Below are 19,756 nucleotides of genomic sequence, written 5' to 3' on the forward strand. Positions count from 1 at the left end.
GCGCCGAGCAGCGGGAGCCGCGGGCGGTCGACGGCAGTCGGGGCCTCGGCCGCGGGGTTGGGGGAGTCCGCCATGGGTGCCATGCATTGCCTCCTAGGGGTCACCTGCTGCCCATTGCAAGCCCGGGTGACGAGGCGCGTCAACGGCGCGTGGAAGCACACGTCAACGGCGCACGGTGGCTCATGGGGCAGACTCGCGCCCTCCGCCCGCCGGTGCCGTCAGGTGCCCTCCACCGCCGTCGGCGGGGCGATCTCGTCGGCGTGCTCGCCGGTGACCAGGTAGACGACCCGCTTGGCGACGGACACCGCGTGGTCGGCGAAGCGCTCGTAGTAGCGGCCCAGCAGGGTCACATCCACGGCCGTCTCGATGCCGTGCTTCCAGCGGTCGTCCATCAGGTGCTGGAAGAGCGTGCGGTGCAGCATGTCCATCGCGTCGTCGTCCTGCTCCAGCTGGAGCGCGAGGTCGACGTCCTTGGTGATGATGACCTCGGCGGCCTTGGCCATCAGGCGCTGCGCCAGCTGCCCCATCTCCAGGATGGTGGCGTGCAGATCCTGCGGAACGGCGGACTCCGGGAAGCGCAGCCGGGCCAGCTTGGCCACATGCTGGGCCAGGTCGCCGGAGCGCTCCAGGTCGGCGCTCATCCGCAGCGAGGTGACGACGATCCGCAGGTCGGTGGCGACCGGCTGCTGCCGCGCCAGCAGGGCGATGGCCCGGGCCTCCAGGTCGCGCTGGAGGTCGTCGACCTTCTCGTCGCCGGCGATGACGTTCTCGGCCAGCTTGAGGTCCGCGTCGAGTATCGCCGTGGTGGCGCGCCCGATCGCGGAGCCGACGAGCCGGGCCATCTCGACCAGGCCCTCGCCGATCGAATCCAGCTCCTCGTGGTACGCGTCCCGCATCAGTGACCTTCTCTCGCTTCGATGTGGTGATGTGGCGTGGGAGGTGGAACGGGGTGCAGGGTGACCTGTGCCCACGCTCTCACGGCCGGTGCCCGCGCGGCCCGGATCCCGGAGGAGCGCTCCGCGGAGCGCGTACTCCGCGGTGCCGTGCCCCGGAGGGGCCCGCTCGCGGTCGCTCAGGGTGTCCGGTCGCGGGTCGGAGCGGAACCGGTCCGGCACCCGCACCCTCACCTTGCGGGCGCCGCGCGACCTGCGGTGCCACCGGGGGTGAACCGGCACCGACGTGAAGGTGAACTCTGGGCGACGCAACCACTGCCCCGAGGCCGGCCGGGCGGTTCACCGGGCCGTGCGCCGGAGCGGCAGGGCGCACGCGCCGGTTTCCCTAGGGGCATCCGGCGGACGGGCACACGCTCCGCACCGGCCTCCGGAGTGAACCGGTGTGGACGCCACGGTGAACTCTGGGCGACGGCTGTTCGAGCAGGGCCTCGCACGGCTGGGGAAGTGTCCGACCCGGCGCATAACCTGGAGTCATGAACGTGGATGCGGCCGTCGCCGCAGTGGCAGCGATCGCCGGCTTGTGCACCGGCGTCTTCGCCATGCTGGCGTTCCGCTGGAGTGAGCGCGATCAGGCCAAGCCCACCCGCAGCTCGCTGCACGTCGACGCCGCGCTGCCGCCCGGGGTCGACACCGTGCTCTCGGTGCTCCGCTCCTCCGCCGTGGTGCTCGACGAGGCCGACGCCGTCGTCAAGGCCAGCTCCGCCGCGTACGCCCTCGGGCTGGTCCGCGGCGGCAAGCTCGCCGTCGAACCGATGATGCAGATGGCCCGCGACACCCGCAGGGACGGGGAGATACGCCAGGTCGAGCTGGACCTCCCGCGCCGCGGCACCGGCCGCGGCGAGGCCCTCGCGGTCTCCGCCAGAGTCGCCCCGCTCGGCTCCCGGCTCGTCCTGCTGCTGGTCGAGGACCTCACCGAGGCCCGCCGCATAGAGGCCGTCCGACGCGACTTCGTGGCCAACGTCAGCCATGAGCTCAAGACGCCGGTCGGCGCCCTGTCGCTGCTCTCCGAGGCCGTGATGGACGCCAGCGACGACCCGGAGGCCGTCGAGCGCTTCGCCGGCCGGATGCAGAACGAGGCCACCCGCCTGACCAGCCTCGTCCAGGAGCTCATCGATCTCTCCCGGGTGCAGAACGACGACCCGCTGGAGGACGCCGAGCCGGTCCGGGTCGACGAGCTGGTCGCCGAGGCGATGGACCGCTGCCGCCAGCAGGCCGGGACGAAGCAGATCACCATGGCCGTCGGCGGCACCGCCGACCTGCATGTCTGGGGCAATCGCGGCCAGCTCGCGGCGGCCCTGGGCAACCTCGTCGAGAACGCCGTCAACTACTCCCCGGCGCGCACCCGCGTGGGGATCGCCGGACGCCATGTCTCCGCACCGGGTGGCGACCTGATCGAGATCGCGGTGACCGACCAGGGCATCGGGATATCCGAGAAGGACCGCGACCGCGTCTTCGAGCGGTTCTACCGCGTCGACCCGGCGCGCTCGCGCGCCACCGGCGGGACCGGCCTCGGCCTCGCCATCGTCAAGCACGTGGCCGCCTCGCACGGCGGGGAGGTCACGGTATGGAGCGCCGAGGGACAAGGCTCCACCTTCACCCTGCGTCTCCCGGAAGCCGGGGCCGTACGCGACCGCGAACGGCCCGCCGACCTCTCCGCGGAGGGCCTCGACGACGAGGACCGCCCGTACGAGACCTTCAACGATCCGCTCCCTGCTCACCCAGCCCCGGAGGTCCTTCCGTGACCCGAGTGCTTGTCGTCGAGGACGAGGAATCGTTCAGCGATGCACTGTCGTACATGCTCCGCAAGGAGGGCTTCGAGGTCGCCATCGCGGCTACGGGCCCTGACGGACTGGACGAGTTCGAGCGCAACGGCGCCGATCTCGTGCTGCTGGATTTGATGCTGCCCGGCCTGCCCGGCACCGAGGTCTGCCGCCAGCTCCGCGGCCGCTCCAATGTCCCGGTCATCATGGTGACCGCCAAGGACAGCGAGATCGACAAGGTGGTCGGCCTGGAAATAGGAGCCGACGACTACGTCACCAAGCCCTTCTCCTCCCGCGAACTGGTCGCCCGGATCCGCGCCGTGCTGCGCCGCCGCGGCGAGCCCGAGGAGGTCGCCCCGCAGGCCCTGGAGGCCGGCCCGGTCCGGATGGACGTGGACCGCCATGTCGTCACGGTCGCCGGCGGCAAGGTCGATCTGCCGCTGAAGGAGTTCGACCTCCTGGAGATGCTGCTGCGCAACGCCGGCCGGGTGCTGACCCGTATGCAGCTCATCGACCGGGTCTGGGGCGCCGACTACGTGGGCGACACCAAGACGCTGGACGTGCACGTCAAGCGGCTGCGCGCCAAGATCGAGCCCGACCCGGGCGCACCGCGCTACCTCGTCACGGTCCGCGGCCTGGGTTACAAGTTCGAGCCGTAAGCCGGCCCGTGCACCGGTGAGCCGCGCAGCGCCGCGCGGCTCACCGCTGTGCCACTACGCGCCAGGGGCGCCCCTCCGGATCGGAAGGGCGCCCCTGGCGCGTACTGGTGACGGCCTGCCGCCGTCGGGCGGCCGGCTCAGTCCTCGGCGTGGTCCGCCGCCGCGGTCGGCTTGCCCGAACCGGACGGGGACGCGGAGCCGGACGGCTTGCCCGAGGGCTTGCCGGAACCGGACGGCGACGGCGAGCCGGACGGCGACGGCACCTGCGACGGCCCGTAGCCCTCGAAGTAGTTCTTCGCCGGGACGACGTAGGCGTTGATCCGCACCTGGCCGGTGGAGCTGAACTTGAAGGTCAGCGGCTGCGCGTTGCCGTCCTGGACGGCCTCCCGGCCGCTGGCGAGGACGGCCGAGGGGTTGCCCTCGCCGCCGATCACGACGGAGCCGCCGGCGGGCACGGTGACCGGGCCGGAGCCGTGGTCGGCCGGCGCGAGCTTGGCCGTCTGGCCGCTGCCGTCGACGGAGATCGCGGTCAGCTTCTGGTCCTTGACGCCGCTGTTGAACACCGTCGCCGAGACCACGGCCGGGCCCTTGGCGTCCACCTCGGGCTGGGTGATCACGTTGGCGTTCTGGATCTTGATGTCGCCCACAGAGGTCGCGGCGTTGTCCGGCTTGACCGCAAGCGTCTGGGCGTCGTTCCCGGCCGCGCACGCGGACAGCGTGGCGATCGAGAGCGAAAGGACGGTGGCGGCGAGGACGCCGCGTCGAAGGCTGCGGCTCACGGCGGCGGCATCTCCTTGACGAGCTACGGCGGCCGAACGTTCGTGCCCGGTCGCGGATGGACGGCTGGAGCGGCCTCCGTACGCGTCATGACGACGGGTGCGTAAAGCCGCCCTAAGGGTGTGTCAGCGCCGCTAGGTTACCGAGCCGCCCTCGCGCCGCCGCACCCGACCCGCCCCCAGCGCGATCAGCGGCCCGCCACCGCCGTCCGGGCCCCCGTTCCGCCGCCCCCGACACACGGCCCCGAACGGCAGCCGGCGGCGGCCGGAGCCCCCGGGAAGCAGGCGGGAGAACGCACCGGGAAACGGGCGGCCGCACGCGGTACACGGAACGGCCCGCGGAACGGCCGCTGGAACGGTTCGCAGTTCAGGCGGAGTCGAGAACGTTCTCAAGAACGGGCATGAATTTTCGGCACGCGGCCGTTCGGGTGGTGAGCGGCTGGTTTCCTTCCCTGGGAAAAGCAGTATTCGCAGGGAATGTGAAGGGCTCGCGGAATTGATCACACTCTTCGCCCGCCGGTTCGTGATCAATTCCAGAATCCGCCCCGAGAGGCCCCTGAGCAGCCGAACGGAGTACCGGAACTCGCTCGTGTGGATCCGTGCAAACCGGGACGTTCAGCCTGTTGATCATCGCCTTCCCGGTACGTGACGGGCATGTTTCCGCTCACCCGTGCAGCCCCTCCGACCTGCGAATTCCCATCTCCGGAGGCCCCTCGCAGCACGTTCCGGTCGCTGTTGTCAAGCCCCGAGATATGCCCTGACCTGCGAAAACGCCATTCAGAACGGCCCGTTCCCGTGTTAGCATGGATAGCCACGGAAGGGGTACCTGTCACATGACGTTCAAGGTTGGCGACACCGTGGTCTATCCCCATCACGGGGCCGCGCTGATCGAGGCCATCGAAACTCGCCAGATCAAAGGCGTGGACAAGACCTACTTGGTGCTGAAGGTCGCCCAGGGCGACTTGACTGTTCGTGTGCCAGCGGACAATGCGGAGTTCGTCGGCGTACGCGACGTGGTTGGTCAGGACGGGCTGGACCGGGTCTTCGAGGTGCTTCGCGCACCGTATGCCGAAGAGCCCACGAACTGGTCCCGTCGCTACAAGGCAAATCTTGAGAAGCTCGCCTCCGGCGATGTGATCAAGGTTGCCGAAGTGGTGCGTGACCTGTGGCGGCGTGAGCGTGAGCGCGGCCTCTCCGCCGGTGAGAAGAGGATGCTCGCGAAGGCGCGCCAGATCCTGGTGAGCGAGCTCGCCCTCGCGGAGAACACCAACGAGGACAAGGCCGAGGCCCTGCTCGACGAGGTACTCGCGTCCTGACGACGCTGAAGCATTGGCCATAACCGGTGTTGGCGCCATCCAACGCAGGCAAAGCCAACGCCAGGAAATCCAGTCCACGGAAATCCTACGCAGCGACGACGTAGCAATGCCGCGGTGCCCGAGTGACGATCGATTCCCCGAGGGGAATCGGTCCGTTGCCGGGCGCTGCGGCATATCTGCGGGTGTTGCGACGGATCCATGGGGGCCGGCTGGTACCGGTGAGGACCACCGCCCCCCTGTGACGTGCCGGGCCCGGGCAGCTGGCTCGACCGATGTCACGGAAGGGTCCGGTCAAGGCGTCGCGCCCGGCACTCCCCCCGTAGGGGGCACGCCCAGGCCATACCCACCTCGTCCGAGGAAACAAACCTGTCTGCGTCAATTCCGGGCTCGCCCCGGACTCCGGAGTCATCGATGTCAGATCCCTCCCGTCCCCTCCGCACCGCCGCGGTGATTCCCGCCGCCGGCCGTGGTGTCCGGCTCGGTCCCGGCACCCCCAAGGCGCTGCGCACCCTGGGCGGCACCCCCATGCTGGTGCACGCCGTCCGCGCGATGGCCGCGTCCCGGGCCGTCTCCATGATCGTCGTGGTCGCCCCGCCGGACGGCGCCGCCGAGGTCAGCCGCCTGCTCGACGAGCACCCGCTGCCCGAGCGCACCGACCTGCGGGTCGTCCCCGGCGGCGGGACCCGCCAGGAGTCCGTCCAGCTCGGTCTGGCGGCGCTCCCGGACACCATCGACGTGGTGCTGGTCCATGACGCCGCGCGGCCGCTGGTCCCGGTCGACACCGTCGACGCGGTGGTCGCCGCCGTCCGCGCCGGTGCCCCCGCCGTCGTCCCGGCACTGCCGCTGGCCGACACCGTCAAGCAGGTCGATCCGCAGCCGCAGGGCACCCCCGAGCCGGTGGTCGGCACCCCGGAGCGGGCGCTGCTGCGCGCCGTGCAGACTCCACAGGGCTTCGATCTGGCGACCCTGCGCAAGGCGCATGACACCGTCGTCGAGGGCGAGGGTGCCACCGACGACGCCGGGCTGGTCGAACGGCTCGGCTCGCCGGTCGTGGTCGTTCCCGGCCACGAGGAGGCCTTCAAGGTGACCCGGCCGCTGGACCTGGTCCTGGCCGAGGCCGTACTCGCCCGCAGGAGGGCCACCGATGGCTATGTCTGAACCGATTCCCGCCGCGGCCCCCGCCGCCCCGCTGCTCCCGCTCGTCGGCATCGGCACGGATGTGCACGCCTTCGAGCAGGGCCGTGAGCTGTGGTGCGCCGGGCTGCTCTGGGACACCGCGGAGAGCGACGGCTACGGCCTGGCCGGTCACAGCGACGGCGATGTGGCCGCCCATGCCGCCTGTGACGCGCTGTTCTCGGCGGCCGGCGTCGGCGACCTGGGGGCGCACTTCGGCACCAGCCGCCCCGAGTGGTCCGGCGCGTCCGGGGTGACGCTGCTGGCCGAGGCCGCGCGGATCGTCCGGGCCGAGGGCTTCACCATCGGCAATGTCGCGGTGCAGGTCATCGGCGTCCGCCCGAAGGTCGGCAAGCGCCGCGACGAGGCCCAGAAGGCGCTGTCGGAGGCCGTCGGGGCGCCGGTCTCGGTCTCCGGCACGACCTCGGACGGGCTGGGCCTGACGGGCCGCGCCGAGGGCCTGGCCGCGGTCGCCACGGCGATCGTCTTCCGTACGGCCTGACCGGCTCCCGCAGGGCCCGGACCGGAGTACGCGGCGCCCGGCATTCCCCCGTATGGAGCGGGAATGCCGGGCGCCGCGCGGGTGTTGGGGGGACCATCGGAGTATTCGTGTCCCTCGGAACGGCCCGCAGGAAGGACCCCTCGTGACTGCCACCCTGTCCGACGACCTCAAGAAGCTCCTCGACACCCCGGTCTTCGTGACCGTGGCGACCGTCCAGCCCGACGGCAGCCCCCAGGTCTCCCCGGTCTGGGTGAAGCGCGACGGCGACGATCTGCTGATCTCGACGACCGTCGGCCGCCGCAAGGAGCGCAACCTCCGCCGGGACGCCCGGGTCTCCGTCGTGGTCCAGCCCTTCGACGCGCCCTATACGTACGCCGAGGTCCGCGGCTCCGCCTCGCTCAGCACCGAGGGCGGGCAGGAACTGATCGACCAGCTGTCGCGGAAGTACACCGGCAAGCCGTACGCGGAGTTCAACCCGGCGTCGGCCGACGACGCCGAGCGGGTCGTGGTGCGGATCACCCCGCGCAAGGTGGTGGGCAGCATCTGACCAGGCCCCGGGGCCGCCCCGGGCGGGTGACACTTCCGGCGAATCGGGCGGTTGTGGCGGATCTGTTTCCCCGTGGCCCAATGGGTCGCGGGGCACTGCCTCGTTCCGACTACCCTGGTTCCGTGACGATTCGCCTGTACGACACCAGCGCCCGGCAGATTCGCGATTTCACCCCGCTCGTGCCGGGCTGTGTCTCGATCTACCTGTGTGGCGCGACCGTGCAGGCCGCCCCGCACATCGGGCATATCAGGTCGGGGCTGAACTTCGACATCATGCGCCGCTGGTTCGACTACCGCGGCTACGACGTGACGTTCGTGCGCAATGTCACGGACATCGACGACAAGATCATCAAGAAGGCGGCCGAGCAGGGCCGCCCCTGGTGGTCGATCGGCTACGAGAACGAGGTCGCCTTCAACACGGCCTACGACTCCCTCGGCTGCCTGCGTCCCACCTATGAGCCGCGCGCCACCGGCCACATCCCCGAGATGATCGAGATGATGCGCGGCCTGATCGAGCGGGGCCACGCCTACGCCGCCGACGGCAACGTCTACTTCGATGTGAAGTCCTTCCCGGAGTATCTCCAGCTGTCCAACCAGGAGTTGGACAACCTCCGCCAGCCGTCCGGCGAGGGCGAGACCGGTAAGCGGGACCCGCGCGACTTCGCGATGTGGAAGGCGGCCAGGGAGGGCGAGCCCAGCTGGGAGACCCCCTGGGGCCGCGGCCGGCCCGGCTGGCACCTGGAGTGCTCGGCGATGGCCCACAAGTACCTGGGCTCCGCCTTCGACATCCACGGCGGCGGCGTCGACCTCGTCTTCCCGCACCACGAGAACGAGATCGCGCAGGCCAAGGCCTACGGCGACGACTTCGCCGCGTACTGGTCGCACAACGCCTGGGTGACCATGAGCGGCGAGAAGATGTCCAAGTCGCTGGGCAACTCCGTGCTGGTCCCGGAGATGGTCAAGCGCTGGCGCCCGATCGTGCTGCGCTACTACCTGGGCACCCCGCACTACCGCTCGATGATCGAGTACAGCGAGGAAGCGCTGCGCGAGGCCGAGTCCGCGTTCGCGCGGATCGAGGGCTTCGTCCAGCGCGCGGTCGAGAAGGCCGGCGTCGTCGAGCCCGCGCCCGAGGTGCCGCCGGCCTTCGCCAAGGCGATGGACGACGACCTGGGCGTCCCGCAGGCGCTGGCGATCGTGCACACCACCGTGCGCCAGGGCAACTCCGCGCTGCTCGCCGACGACAAGGAATCGGCGGTGGCCCGGCTCGCCGAGCTGCGGGCGATGCTCGGCGTGCTCGGCCTGGACCCGCTCGACGAGCGCTGGGCCGGCGCCGGCACGGACCGCGGCGACGACCTCCACGGTGTGGTCGACTCCCTGGTCCGGCTGGTCCTCGAACAGCGCCAGGCCGCCCGCTCCCGCAAGGACTACGCCACCGCCGACGCCATCCGCGACCAGCTCCAGCAGTCCGGGCTCGCCATCGAGGACACCCCCTCGGGCCCGCGCTGGTCGCTGTCCTGACCCCCGTCCCGCCCGCCACCGGCCCCCCGGATTCGACCGCCCCGGTGGCCGCGGGCGACACTCATTCCATACGTACGTCCCCACTCCACGTCGCGAGACGTCGAGAGCAGTGAAGAAACAGGTGACCCATGGCCGGCAACAGCCAGCGCAGGAACCGCCGCACGTCCAACAAGAAGGGCGCGCAGGTCGGCAGCGGCGGCAAGCGGCGCCGGAGCCTGGAGGGCAAGGGCCCGACCCCGCCCGCCTCCGCTCGTAAGGGACACGTCAAGAACCGCGTCGCCAACGCCCAGGCGAAGCAGGCCGCGGCGCGCCGCCCGGCCCCGCGGCGCGGCGGCGCCAAGGGCACCGCGGAGCTGGTCGTCGGCCGTAACCCGGTCTTCGAGGCGCTGCGCGATGGCGTGCCCGCGACGAACCTCTACGTCCAGCAGTTCATCGACACCGACGAGCGGGTGCGCGCCGCACTCCAGCTCGCCTCGGAGCGCGGCGACATCAACCTGATGGAGGCGCCGCGCCCCGAGCTGGACCGGATGACCAACGGCCTCAACCACCAGGGCCTGGTCCTCCAGGTCCCGCCGTACGACTACGCGCACCCCGAGGACCTGGCCGCGGCCGCCTTCGACGAGGGCGCCGACCCGCTGATCGTCGCGCTCGACGGCGTCACCGACCCGCGCAACCTCGGCGCCGTGGTCCGTTCCGTGTGTGCCTTCGGCGGCCACGGTGTGGTCGTGCCGGAGCGCCGGGCGGCCGGGATGACGGCCGGTGCGTGGAAGACCTCGGCGGGCACCGCGGCCCGTACGCCGGTCGCCCGAGCCACCAACCTGACCCGGACGCTGGAGTCGTACCAGAAGGCCGGTCTGACGGTCGTCGGGCTGGCCGCGGACGGCGAGCTGGAGCTCCAGGACGTCGAGGCGCTGGACGGCCCGGTCGTGATCGTCGTCGGCAGCGAGGGCAAGGGCTTGTCGCGGCTGGTCGGCGAGACCTGTGACGTCCGGGTGCGGATCCCGATGCCGGGCGGCGCGGAGTCGCTGAACGCCGGTGTCGCGGCCGGTGTCGTCCTGTGGGAGGCGGCCCGCCGCCGCGCCTGAGTCCGGTGCCCCGGGGCGCCCGGCACACCGCCGCGCCACCCCGGGGCAAGGCCTGACCCTCCGTACGACTTCGCCGGATCCCGTGATCTTTTGACGGGTCTCGGACAGATCGACCCGGTCAAGGCAGTGTCTTTCACGCGAGTCACTCGGTTAGATGAGCGTGGACACCAGAACACCCCGCACGCCTACGGGGGGACGCTCGCCGGGCTTCGATGACGAGCCGGGCCTGAGCTCGGTCAAGGTGCCGTGCGATCCCGCGCAGGTCATCGTCAACCACGCCAGTTTCCGCGTACAGCTCGCCGCGCCCGCGGCGGGCAGCGCCATGGCCGACACCGCGCACATCCCCGGCGTCCGGGGCTCGGCCGCCGGTGCCAGACGCCGGGCGCCCGTGGTGTGGAGCGGCCGCACCGCACCGGGCGGCACGGCCGGCGCCACCACCCAACTCCTGCACGCGGTACGCGACGCGGGCATCGGCCTCGACGGACCGGGCGAGGACGTCGGCACGACCCAGGTCCTGCCGCGGGTCCGCCTCGACGACGCGCCCCCCGCCCAGACCGTGATCGGCCAGCGCCGCCCCGCCCAGAACGACACCAAGCTGCTGCGTGGCGTACGCCCCGTGGGCAGCGCGTACGCCGACACCTACCGCGACAGCCCCTACCGGGACACCTCGTACGGCAGCCGCGACCCGCTCGACGACGGCTACGACGACGACCGGTTCGAGGCACCGGACGGCTACGACCCCGGCGGCCGGCGGCGCGGCGCCGACTCCGTGCGGCACGCGTACTACCCCGGCCGCCGGATGAACCTCGGCGTCGTCCTGCTGCCGCTGCGCATCTTCCTCGGCCTGATCTCCGTCTACGCCGGGATGGGCAAGCTCTGCGACCCCGTCTACTTCGACGGCGGTGAGCGGGGCTCGATGGTCAAGTGGCTGCTGTCGCTCGACCCTTGGGCGCTGGCCGTGCCGCTGCGCGACTTCGCCGTCTCGCACCCGGTCGGCGCCGGCCTGACGGTCGCCTTCCTCCAGGTCGTCGTCGGTGTGCTGACCATCTGCGGACTGTGGCAGCGGGTCGCCGCGTCGATCGGCACGCTGCTGTCCGCGGTGCTGCTGATGACCGTCAGCTGGCGCACGGTCCCCGCCTACGACGCCCCCGACATCATCTACCTCGCCGCCTGGAGCCCGCTGATCATCGCGGGCGCCCCGGTCTACTCCATGGACGGGCGGCTCGCCGGTGAGGCCTGGCGGCGGCTCGGCCCCCGTGTCGAGGTGGCCGACCTGCGGCGCCGGGTGCTGCGCCGCGGCGCCGTGATGACCGCGGTGGTGGCCGGGCTGACCCTGCTCATCGGCTCGCTGCTCGGCGGCGCCGTACGGTCCGCGACGGTCGCGCCCGTACCGCGGCCCGGCGAGCCCGCGATCAACAACCTGCCCGGCTCCCCGCTGCCCCGCCCCGGCAAGCGCGCCACCCGGCCCGGCCACCGGCACACCGGCAGCGCCACACCGCGCCCCGGCAAGCCGTCCGCGGGCGCCTCGCACAAGGCCCGCAAGCCGGGCACACCGGCCGCCTCGGCCCCCGGCACCGGACGGTCGACGGGCAGCAGCAGCGGCCTCGCCGGGCAGCCCGGCGCGACCACCAGCGCACCGCAGCAGACCGTGCCGACCCGACGGGCCCCGGTACCGAGCCGGGTGCCCCCGTCGGCGGGCGGCACCGGCGGCGGCACCACCGGAACCGGCAGCAGCGGCAGCGGCAGCTCCGGAAGCGATTCCGGCCGCGACGCCCTGGGCGGCCTCCTGGGCTGACCCGCCACCCCCGCACCGTCCCCGATCGCCCCGATCTCCCCGTACGGCTCTTCTGCACCGGCCGTCAGGGGAGGGACGGGTGGTCGGGGACAGGTGTGTGTGGGTGGTGGAGGGCGGTGGTGGGGTGTCGTGTGCGGCTGAGGGCGGCGCACGGCGGTGGGAGGCCGTGCAGGGCGGAGGGCGGCGGCGATGTGCTGCGTACGGCCGGGACGACCGACACGGCGGCGCGGTGTGCGTGGTGGCCGTGGTGGCGGGCCGGGAGTGCTGTACGGCTACCGGGGCCCCGGGCGTCCGCCACGGCCCCGCGTACGCCACGCCCGCTCAACGCCTCTGGGCGCTCAGCTCCTTGGCGGCCTCGGTGAGGTCCTTGGCGGTGTCGATGGCGCGCCAGTAGGCGCCCTGGGGGAGCGGGAAACCGGCCAGCCGGCGTTCGCGGGCGAGGCGCGGGAAGGTGGTGCGCTCATGGTCGCCGCGGTCCGGGAGCAGCCCCGTGAAGGCCGCGGAGAAGACGTAGACGCCGGCGTTGATGAGATACGGCGAGGGCGGCGACTCGATGAAGTCCAGCACATGCCCGAACGCATCGGTCTCCACGGCGCCCCAGGGGATGTGGGGGCGGGCCAGCGCGAGGGTGGCCTCGGCGGCGCGCTCGTGGTGGAAGGCGGCCATGTCGCGGAGCGGGAAGCGGGTCCAGATGTCGCCGTTGGTGGCGTACCAGGGCTCGTCCGGGCGGGGCAGCGAGCCCGCCGCGTACTTGAGGCCGCCGCCGCGGCCCAGCGGTTCGGTCTCGACAACGGTCGTGACGCGCAACGGGAGTTCAGCCCGGTCGAGCCAGTCCTGGAGCACTCCGGCGAGGTGCCCGCAGGAGATGACCGCGTCCGTGACGCCTTCCTCGGCCAGCCAGTTCAGCTGGTGGCCGATGATCGGGGTCCCGGTGCCGGGAATCTCGACCATCGGCTTGGGGCGGTCGTCGGTGTACGGGCGGAGACGGGAGCCCTGGCCGCCGGCCAGGACCACGGCCTGCGTGGGATAAGGATGCGGGGCACCTGTCATGGATCGCACCCTATGCGGTGCGAGCGGGGGTCACTGGGCGGCGGCGACGCCGGTGGCGAAGGAGGTGTCGCATACGGGGCGGGAGAAGGCCTGAGCGCGGTGTGCGGCGCCGTACTTGGCGACCGCGGCACGGCCGAGGTCACGGGCGATGGAGACGCAGTGCTTGGCCAGCGAGGGGCGCTCGGTGGTCGCCTCCTGGAGGTGGGTCAGGGCGACGCCCGGGTCCTTCTCCTGGAGTTCGACCAGGAGGCGCTTGCGCAGGGCCTCCTCGGGCGCGCGGGCGGCGGTCTTGGGGACGGCCTTGCCGGCGGCCGCGGTCAATACCTGGGAGTCGGTGGCCGTCGACGACGCCCACGGGACGGCGGTGACGGCGAGGGTCCCGGACAGCACCAGGACGACGGGGAGGACGAGGGCGAGAGTTCTGCCGATGCGGCGGGCTGCGGAGTTCACGGACGCGATCGTAGCGAGGAGTGATGATTTGGCGACATTTGGTCACCTTATCGGGGGACGCAATGGCTCGTCGGTGCGGTTGTGGGGTTGACGCACTGGTGCGGAAAGTCGGGTTATGTCCCTATGGTGCCGACTTGGTGGCGGGGGATGGGAGTTGTTGCCGACGAACGCCGCGGCGGGGGTGTGGGAGTTGTTGCCGGCGAACGCCGCGGCGGCGGCCCCGGATGTCCCCGGGACCGCCGCCGCGCTCGCTCTGCGCCCGTATCAGTCGGTGAGGCGCTCCCCGGACGACGTCGAGAAGACATGCGTCTCGCCCGCCCGCGGCACGACGTGCAGCCGGCTGCCCTTCTCCGGGACCTGGCGGCCATTGACCCGTACGACGAGATCCTTGACCTCGCCGCCGACCTCCGCGGTGCCGTAGACATAGCCGTCGGCGCCGAGTTCCTCGACGACATTGACCGTGACGGCCAGACCGGCCGGCGCGTCCGCGGACTCCTTGGACAGCGACTTCGCGGCGGCACCGTTCTGCTCGACGATGTCGAAGTGCTCGGGGCGCACGCCCACGGTCACCGTCCGGTCGCCCTTGTCAGCCGCCGAGGCCAGCGCCTCACGATTGACCGGGACGACGCTGTTGCCGAACTTCACGCCGCCGTCGGTGATCGGCACCTCGACGAGGTTCATCGCGGGCGAGCCGATGAAGCCCGCCACGAACAGGTTCGCCGGCCGGTCGTACATGTTCCGCGGCGAATCGATCTGCTGGAGCAGACCGTCCTTGAGCACGGCGACCCGGTCGCCCATCGTCATCGCCTCGACCTGGTCGTGCGTGACGTACACCGTCGTGATCCCGAGCCGCCGCTGGAGCCCCGCGATCTGCGTACGGGTCTGGACGCGCAGCTTGGCATCCAGGTTGGACAGCGGCTCGTCCATCAGGAAGACCTGCGGCTCCCGGACGATCGCCCGGCCCATCGCGACCCGCTGCCGCTGACCACCGGACAGCGCCTTGGGCTTGCGCGACAGGTACTCGGTCAGGTCCAGGATCTTGGCCGCGTCCTCGACCTTCTGCCGGATCTCGGCCTTCGGCACACCGGCGATCTTGAGCGCGAAGCCCATGTTGTCGGCGACCGTCATGTGCGGATACAGCGCGTAGTTCTGGAACACCATGGCGATGTCCCGGTCCTTGGGCGGAAGGTGGGTGACATCGCGGTCCCCGATACGGATGGCGCCTCCGTCGACGTCCTCCAGCCCCGCGAGCATCCGCAGCGAGGTGGACTTGCCACATCCGGAGGGGCCGACCAGAACAAGGAATTCGCCGTCTTCGATGGCGATGTCCAGTTTGTCGACGGCGGGCTTGTCGGAACCCGGGTAGATCCGGGTTGCCTGGTCATACGTGACCGTAGCCATGGTGAGAAATCCCTTCACCGGCAGGAACGTGCCGGACGATCCGAGTAAAAGGAGTGGTGTAGTCCACTGATATGGACTCTCCGTGACGCTACCCGCGGCGGCCCCCGATGTCAGTAGCCCGGCAGTCACGAAATGGGAACCGGCATCCGGCGCGCCTGGGTACACTGCTTCACGCACGCCTCCTTAGCTCAGCTGGCCAGAGCACCGCTCTTGTAAAGCGAAGGTCGTCGGTTCGAATCCGACAGGGGGCTCTCAGCTTGAACAGGGACGAAGCCCCAGGCCGGATGGCCTGGGGCTCGTTTGCGTGTGAGGCGTGTGGGGGCGGGCGGGGGTGTGAACTCCGGTGCTGTGGTGGATTCCGGTGGTGGTTGGTGTGGTGGTCGTGGTTGCTCGGCGGGGGTGGTTCGAGGGCGGTCGTCGCTGATGAAAGGCGGGTATCGCGGATATAATTGAGTGGATGCACATAAAGAGGTGCAATTGGTGAGTAAGGGATTCGTTGCGGCGGAAGGTGAGAGCGGCGACGCCGGTGCTGAGGGCATGCGGCTCGACCGTGAGGGGCAGGCCGAGGCGTTTGACGCGATCGGTGACCGCTATGACGAGGCGTTTCCTTACAAGAAGGGGCAGCTGGCTGCTGCTGAGTGGCTGATCAGGTCGCTGGCCGGTGGATCACGGGTGCTGGATCTGGGGTGTGGCACCGGGCTGCCGACTGCGCGGCAGCTGGTGGATGCGGGGTTCGAGGTGGTCGGCGTCGACCTGTCCCGCAGGATGGTGGAGCTTGCCCGGGAGTATGTGCCCGGGGCGACGTTCCGGCGGCTGGATATTGCCGACCTCGGGCCCGACGGCCCTCATGACCTGGGGCGGTTCGATGCCGTCGCGGCCTTCTTCTCGCTGCTGATGCTGCCGCGGGGGGAGATCCCCGTCGTGTTGCGGATGGTCCACGACCTGCTGGTACCCGGTGGCCTTTTCGCGCTCTCGATGGTGGAGGCCGACGTGGACTACTTCACGATCCCGTTCCTCGGTAATGCCATCAGGGTGTCCGGTTACCTGCGGGACGACCTGCGCGAGGTCGTCGAGCAGGCGGGCTTCGCGGTCGTCGAGGAGTCCTCGTACACCTACGCGCCGGAGATCTCGGACGTGCCGCCCGAGGAGCAGATCTTTCTCAACTGCGTGCGACGCGGCTGAGAACGCCCCGCGCGGTCCCGGGCACCTCCGGACGGATGAGACAAGTGATGGAGCCGCATCCCCGAGCCGATACGAACACCGCCCCGCCGGCCCAGCAGCCGGGCGAAGCGGCGCCGCGGACGCCGCTGTCCCGCCCGTCGTCGCCCGGAAGTGGCCGTTCCTGTGCCGGCGAGGTGCCCGGAAGCGGCGGTTCCGACGAGGTGCCCGGTGGAGCGCCGGAAGGACTGAGGCCGCCGGGCCGCGACGCCGCCCGCCCGGCACCGGCCGCCGGAGTTCCTGCGGAGCAGGGCCGGGATGAGGTGGGGCGGGGCTCCGAGGCGGAGGGCGGCCGGGACGAGGCGGAGCAGGGCCGGGACCCGGAAGAGCGTCTCCCCGAGACGCAATCCGACCGGCTGCGGTTTCTCGATCTCGCGGCGCGGCGGATTGCCCGGGGCGTCGACCTGGACGAGACGCTGCGGGGGCTTTACGAGGCGGCGGTTCCCGCGTTCGCCGATGTGGTGCTTGTGCATCTGCGGGAGCCGCTGGTGGCCGGGGAGGGGCAGGCCGCCGAGCCTCTGGTGCTGCGGCTGCACAGCTTTGCTCAGGGGCCGGAGGGGGTGGTCACCGCGGCGTCCGCGGGGGGCACGGGGGTCGCCGGGCCTGTGCGTTCGACGGTCAGCGGGCCGTTCGCCGAGCTGCTGCTGGGCCGGCAGCCGGTGTTCGGGGAGGTGCCGGAGACCGAGGCTGTGGTGAGCGAGCTGCTGGAGCCGGTGGCGGGTGTGTCGGCGACAGGGGCACCGGGGCGGCGGCTGATCATCGCTCCGTTGTACGGGCGGCGCCATCTGCTGGGCACCGTTGCCCTGTTGCGTGCGGCCGGGCGGCCCGTCTTCGTGGCGGATGACCTGCTCGTGGCCGCCCAGCTCGCCACGTACACCGCCCTTGGCGTCGAGGCGTCGGTGCCCTCGGGGCAAGAGGCCTCGGCCGCGGGTGCCCTCCAGCTCAGGATGCTGCCGTCGTCGCTCCCCGAGACCACCGGGGTCCGGCTGGCGAGCCGGTATCTGCCGGCCGCCGAGACCTCCCAGGGGGGCGGTGACTGGTACGACGCGATTCCGCTGCCCGGCAACCGGGTCGCGCTGGTGGTGGGCGACGTCATGGGCCACTCCATGACCTCCGCCGCGATGATGGGCCAGCTGCGCACCACGGTGCAGACCCTCGCCCGGCTCGACCTGCCGCCGGAAGAGGTCCTGTACCACCTCGACGAGCAGGCCCGGCGCCTCGGCAGCGAGCACATGGCGACCTGCTTGTACGCCATCTACGACCCGATATCGCAGCGGCTGCTGGTGGCCGACGCGGGGCATCCGCCCCCGGTGCTGCTGCACCCGGACGGCTCGGGGGAAGTGCTTCAGGTGCCGCCCGGCGCGCCGATAGGAGTGGGCGGCGTCCCCTTCGAGACCTGGGAGCTGCCCGCGCCCACCGGAGGGACGCTGCTCCTGTACACCGACGGCCTCGTCGAGTCGCGTAACAGGGACGTCTTGACGGGCATGGAGCTGCTGCGTGGCCGCCTGGAGGCGGTGGCCGCGCGGGTCGCTCCGCCGCCGCTGGACATGCTCTGCGACGCGGTGCTGACTCTTCTGGATCCGGATGCCCGGGATGACGACGTGGCGCTGCTGGCCGCCCGATTCGACGGTTTCGCGCCGCTCAACGTCGCGTACTGGTTCCTCAGTCCCCAGCCGCAAACGGCCGGCCGGGCACGGCAGCTGACCCGCCGGGCGCTGCACCGCTGGGGCCTGGGCTCGATGCTCGATGCGACCGAGCTCATGGTCAGCGAGGTGGTGACGAACGCGGTGCGCTACGCCTCCCGGCCGATCGCCTTGCGACTGCTGCGTACCGATGTGCTCCGGTGCGAGGTGGGCGACGATTCGCCGCAGGTGCCCCGGATGCGGCGCGCTCAGGCGGGTGACGAGGGCGGACGTGGCCTGTTCCTGGTCGATCAGCTCGCCCTGCGCTGGGGAGCGACGCTGCTGAGCACCGGCAAGGTGGTCTGGTTCGAGCAGGAGATACCCGAGGAATATCGTCAACATCGTCAAGAGGGGGCGGATGCCGCGTAGTTCGCTCCGTCCGCGGGATGCCCGGCCCGTCTGCCCGCCTGCCTGCCCGCCGCGCCGGCTGTGGCGTGCGGTCAGCGTGCGGCAGGCAGCGTGATCGTGAAGGTGCTGCCCTTGCCGGGGGCGGTGCGGACGGTGGCGGTGCCGTCGTGGGCCTCGGCGATGGAGCGGACGATGCTCAGGCCGAGGCCGGTGCCGCCGCTGGTCGGGTTGCGGGACTCGTCGCCGCGGTAGAAGCGCTCGAAGATCCGCTCGGCCGTCGCGGGGGGCATTCCGGGGCCCTGGTCGGTGACCGCCAGCTGCACGGTGCCGTCGGGCAGTGCGCGCGCCGTCACGGACACCGGGGTGTCCGGCGGGGTGTGGCGCAGCGCGTTGCTCAGGAGGTTCTGGAGCACCTGGCGCAGCCGGTCCTCGTCGCCGCGGGCGAACACCTCGCCGGGCACCTCGACGGTCAGGGGCCGGCCGGGGTCGACGACACGGGCATCGGTGACGGCGTCGTCGGCGAGGGCGCCGAGGTCCACCGGCGCGTGCGCGATCGGGCGGCCCTGGTCGAGCCGGGCGAGCAGCAGCAACTCCTCGACCATGGTGTGCATCCGGGTGGCCTCGCCCTCGATACGCAGCATCGCGCGCTCGATGAGTGCCGGGTCCTGGGCCAGGCCGTGCAGATGGAGCTGGGCCCAGCCCCGGATCGTGGTCAGCGGGGTGCGCAGCTCATGGGAGGCGTTGGCCACGAACTGCCGGAGCTGCTCCTCGGACCGCTGCCGTTCGTCGAAGGCCCGGTTGAGGGCGGTACCGACCTCGCCCACCTCGGAGTGCCGCTGGGCGACCTCGATCCGCTGGTCGAGGTCGCCCCCGGCGATCGCGGTCGCGGTGGCGGCCATGTCCCGCAACGGCCGCAGGCCCACGCCCAGCACCCCGCGGCTGAGCAGCACGATGCCCCCGAGCACGGCCAGCGTGGCGGCGGAGTCGGAGCCGATCAGCCAGTAGATGGCGTCGTCGGCCGGCTTGAGGCTCTTGGCGATCACCACCCTGCTGAACTGCCTGGGCGGCCCGCCGGGGCGCTGGACCGTGGCGGAGTAGCCGAGGGGGAAGCTCAGGGTGCGGTACCGGGGGAGGGGCGCGTCCTGGGAAGAGACGGTGACGATGTGCCCGGCGAAGTCGTCGGGGAGCGGGGTGGGCAGGTCGGGGCGGGAGCGGGCCTGCCCGTCGGCGGTCCGGGTCGGCGTCTGGGCGACCACCCGGCCCTGGTCGTCGACCATCGCGATGTAGGCGCCGTCGGGAATCAGGGAGTTGAGGTTGTCCAGGTTGATGGGGGAGGTCGGGCGGTGCACCTGGTGCTGAACGGAGTCCCGGGTCTTGGTGAGGGTGGTATCGGCGGCGTCGACGAGGTTGAGCCGCAGTCCGAGCAGCGACACCGCGTTGACGGCCACCATGCCCACGGCCGCCAGCAGGACGACGCCGACCATCAGGCGCGCCCGCAGGGAGCCGCGCCAGGCGCCGGCCATC

General features: G+C 71.6%; 17 protein-coding genes and 1 tRNA gene. 12 read left to right on the forward strand and 6 right to left on the reverse strand.

Annotated features, from left to right (window positions below):
- Nucleotides 1-218: 218 nt before the first annotated feature.
- Complete coding sequence (phoU, locus tag CP981_RS22895) at nt 219-896, reverse strand: phosphate signaling complex protein PhoU (protein ID WP_085926999.1); 678 nt, start codon at nt 894-896, stop codon at nt 219-221.
- Nucleotides 897-1,426: 530 nt separating this feature from the next.
- Here phoU and phoR point away from each other — a divergent pair.
- Nucleotides 1,427-2,695, forward strand: a complete 1,269-nt coding sequence (gene phoR / locus CP981_RS22900; RefSeq protein WP_085926998.1) for a two-component system sensor histidine kinase PhoR — start codon at nt 1,427-1,429, stop codon at nt 2,693-2,695.
- A 5-nt stretch (nt 2,696-2,700) separates the two neighbouring features.
- The gene (gene phoP / locus CP981_RS22905; RefSeq protein WP_465270490.1) at nt 2,701-3,372 is read left to right on the forward strand and encodes a two-component system response regulator PhoP; all 672 of its coding nucleotides are present in this window, start codon (nt 2,701-2,703) and stop codon (nt 3,370-3,372) included.
- A 137-nt stretch (nt 3,373-3,509) separates the two neighbouring features.
- On the opposite strand, the gene CP981_RS22910 is transcribed toward phoP, so the two are convergent.
- Nucleotides 3,510-4,151: a copper chaperone PCu(A)C domain-containing protein gene (locus tag CP981_RS22910; protein ID WP_085926997.1), complete on the reverse strand. Its 642-nt coding sequence runs from the start codon at nt 4,149-4,151 to the stop codon at nt 3,510-3,512.
- An 830-nt stretch (nt 4,152-4,981) separates the two neighbouring features.
- Here CP981_RS22910 and CP981_RS22920 point away from each other — a divergent pair.
- From CP981_RS22920 to CP981_RS22950, 7 genes are all read left to right on the forward strand, one after another.
- Nucleotides 4,982-5,464: a CarD family transcriptional regulator gene (locus tag CP981_RS22920; protein ID WP_003953493.1), complete on the forward strand. Its 483-nt coding sequence runs from the start codon at nt 4,982-4,984 to the stop codon at nt 5,462-5,464.
- Between the two features lie 411 nt (nt 5,465-5,875).
- Complete coding sequence (ispD, locus tag CP981_RS22925) at nt 5,876-6,622, forward strand: 2-C-methyl-D-erythritol 4-phosphate cytidylyltransferase (protein WP_085926996.1); 747 nt, start codon at nt 5,876-5,878, stop codon at nt 6,620-6,622.
- The gene (ispF, locus tag CP981_RS22930) at nt 6,615-7,139 is read left to right on the forward strand and encodes a 2-C-methyl-D-erythritol 2,4-cyclodiphosphate synthase (protein WP_085926995.1); all 525 of its coding nucleotides are present in this window, start codon (nt 6,615-6,617) and stop codon (nt 7,137-7,139) included. Before ispD ends, ispF begins: the two co-directional genes overlap by 8 nt.
- A 142-nt stretch (nt 7,140-7,281) precedes the next feature.
- A complete protein-coding gene (locus tag CP981_RS22935; RefSeq protein WP_085926994.1) occupies nt 7,282-7,686 on the forward strand; it encodes a PPOX class F420-dependent oxidoreductase in 405 nt (134 codons plus the stop codon).
- Nucleotides 7,687-7,808: 122 nt separating this feature from the next.
- Nucleotides 7,809-9,203 (forward strand): cysteine--tRNA ligase, encoded by a 1,395-nt coding sequence (cysS, locus tag CP981_RS22940; RefSeq protein WP_085926993.1) that lies wholly within the window; start codon nt 7,809-7,811, stop codon nt 9,201-9,203.
- Between the two features lie 128 nt (nt 9,204-9,331).
- Complete coding sequence (rlmB, locus tag CP981_RS22945) at nt 9,332-10,288, forward strand: 23S rRNA (guanosine(2251)-2'-O)-methyltransferase RlmB (RefSeq protein WP_085926992.1); 957 nt, start codon at nt 9,332-9,334, stop codon at nt 10,286-10,288.
- A gap of 154 nt (nt 10,289-10,442) precedes the next feature.
- Nucleotides 10,443-12,083 (forward strand): DoxX family protein, encoded by a 1,641-nt coding sequence (locus CP981_RS22950; protein ID WP_244329758.1) that lies wholly within the window; start codon nt 10,443-10,445, stop codon nt 12,081-12,083.
- Nucleotides 12,084-12,404: 321 nt separating this feature from the next.
- Here CP981_RS22950 and CP981_RS22955 read toward each other — a convergent pair whose 3' ends face one another.
- From CP981_RS22955 to CP981_RS22965, 3 genes are all read right to left on the reverse strand, one after another.
- A complete protein-coding gene (locus CP981_RS22955) occupies nt 12,405-13,133 on the reverse strand; it encodes a nucleotidyltransferase family protein (RefSeq protein ID WP_085926990.1) in 729 nt (242 codons plus the stop codon).
- Nucleotides 13,134-13,163: 30 nt separating this feature from the next.
- On the reverse strand, nt 13,164-13,583 hold the full coding sequence (locus CP981_RS22960) for a hypothetical protein (protein WP_085926989.1): 420 nt from the start codon (nt 13,581-13,583) through the stop codon (nt 13,164-13,166).
- Between the two features lie 264 nt (nt 13,584-13,847).
- A complete protein-coding gene (locus tag CP981_RS22965) occupies nt 13,848-14,984 on the reverse strand; it encodes an ABC transporter ATP-binding protein (RefSeq protein WP_085926988.1) in 1,137 nt (378 codons plus the stop codon).
- Between the two features lie 177 nt (nt 14,985-15,161).
- On the opposite strand from CP981_RS22965, the gene CP981_RS22970 reads away from it, so the two are divergent.
- The 3 genes from CP981_RS22970 to CP981_RS22980 all read left to right on the forward strand — a co-directional run bounded on the left by CP981_RS22970 (nt 15,162) and on the right by CP981_RS22980 (nt 18,253).
- A tRNA-Thr gene (locus CP981_RS22970) sits at nt 15,162-15,235 on the forward strand.
- 286 nt (nt 15,236-15,521) lie between these two features.
- Nucleotides 15,522-16,166, forward strand: a complete 645-nt coding sequence (locus CP981_RS22975; protein ID WP_085926987.1) for a class I SAM-dependent DNA methyltransferase — start codon at nt 15,522-15,524, stop codon at nt 16,164-16,166.
- Nucleotides 16,167-16,213: 47 nt separating this feature from the next.
- The gene (locus tag CP981_RS22980; protein WP_085926986.1) at nt 16,214-18,253 is read left to right on the forward strand and encodes an ATP-binding SpoIIE family protein phosphatase; all 2,040 of its coding nucleotides are present in this window, start codon (nt 16,214-16,216) and stop codon (nt 18,251-18,253) included.
- A gap of 71 nt (nt 18,254-18,324) precedes the next feature.
- Here the strand turns inward: CP981_RS22980 and CP981_RS22985 are convergent, their stop codons facing one another.
- Complete coding sequence (locus CP981_RS22985; protein ID WP_085926985.1) at nt 18,325-19,755, reverse strand: sensor histidine kinase; 1,431 nt, start codon at nt 19,753-19,755, stop codon at nt 18,325-18,327.
- Nucleotide 19,756 lies beyond the last annotated feature (1 nt).

The organism is Streptomyces platensis (genome assembly GCF_008704855.1).
Taxonomy (GTDB): Bacteria; Actinomycetota; Actinomycetes; order Streptomycetales; family Streptomycetaceae; genus Streptomyces; species Streptomyces platensis.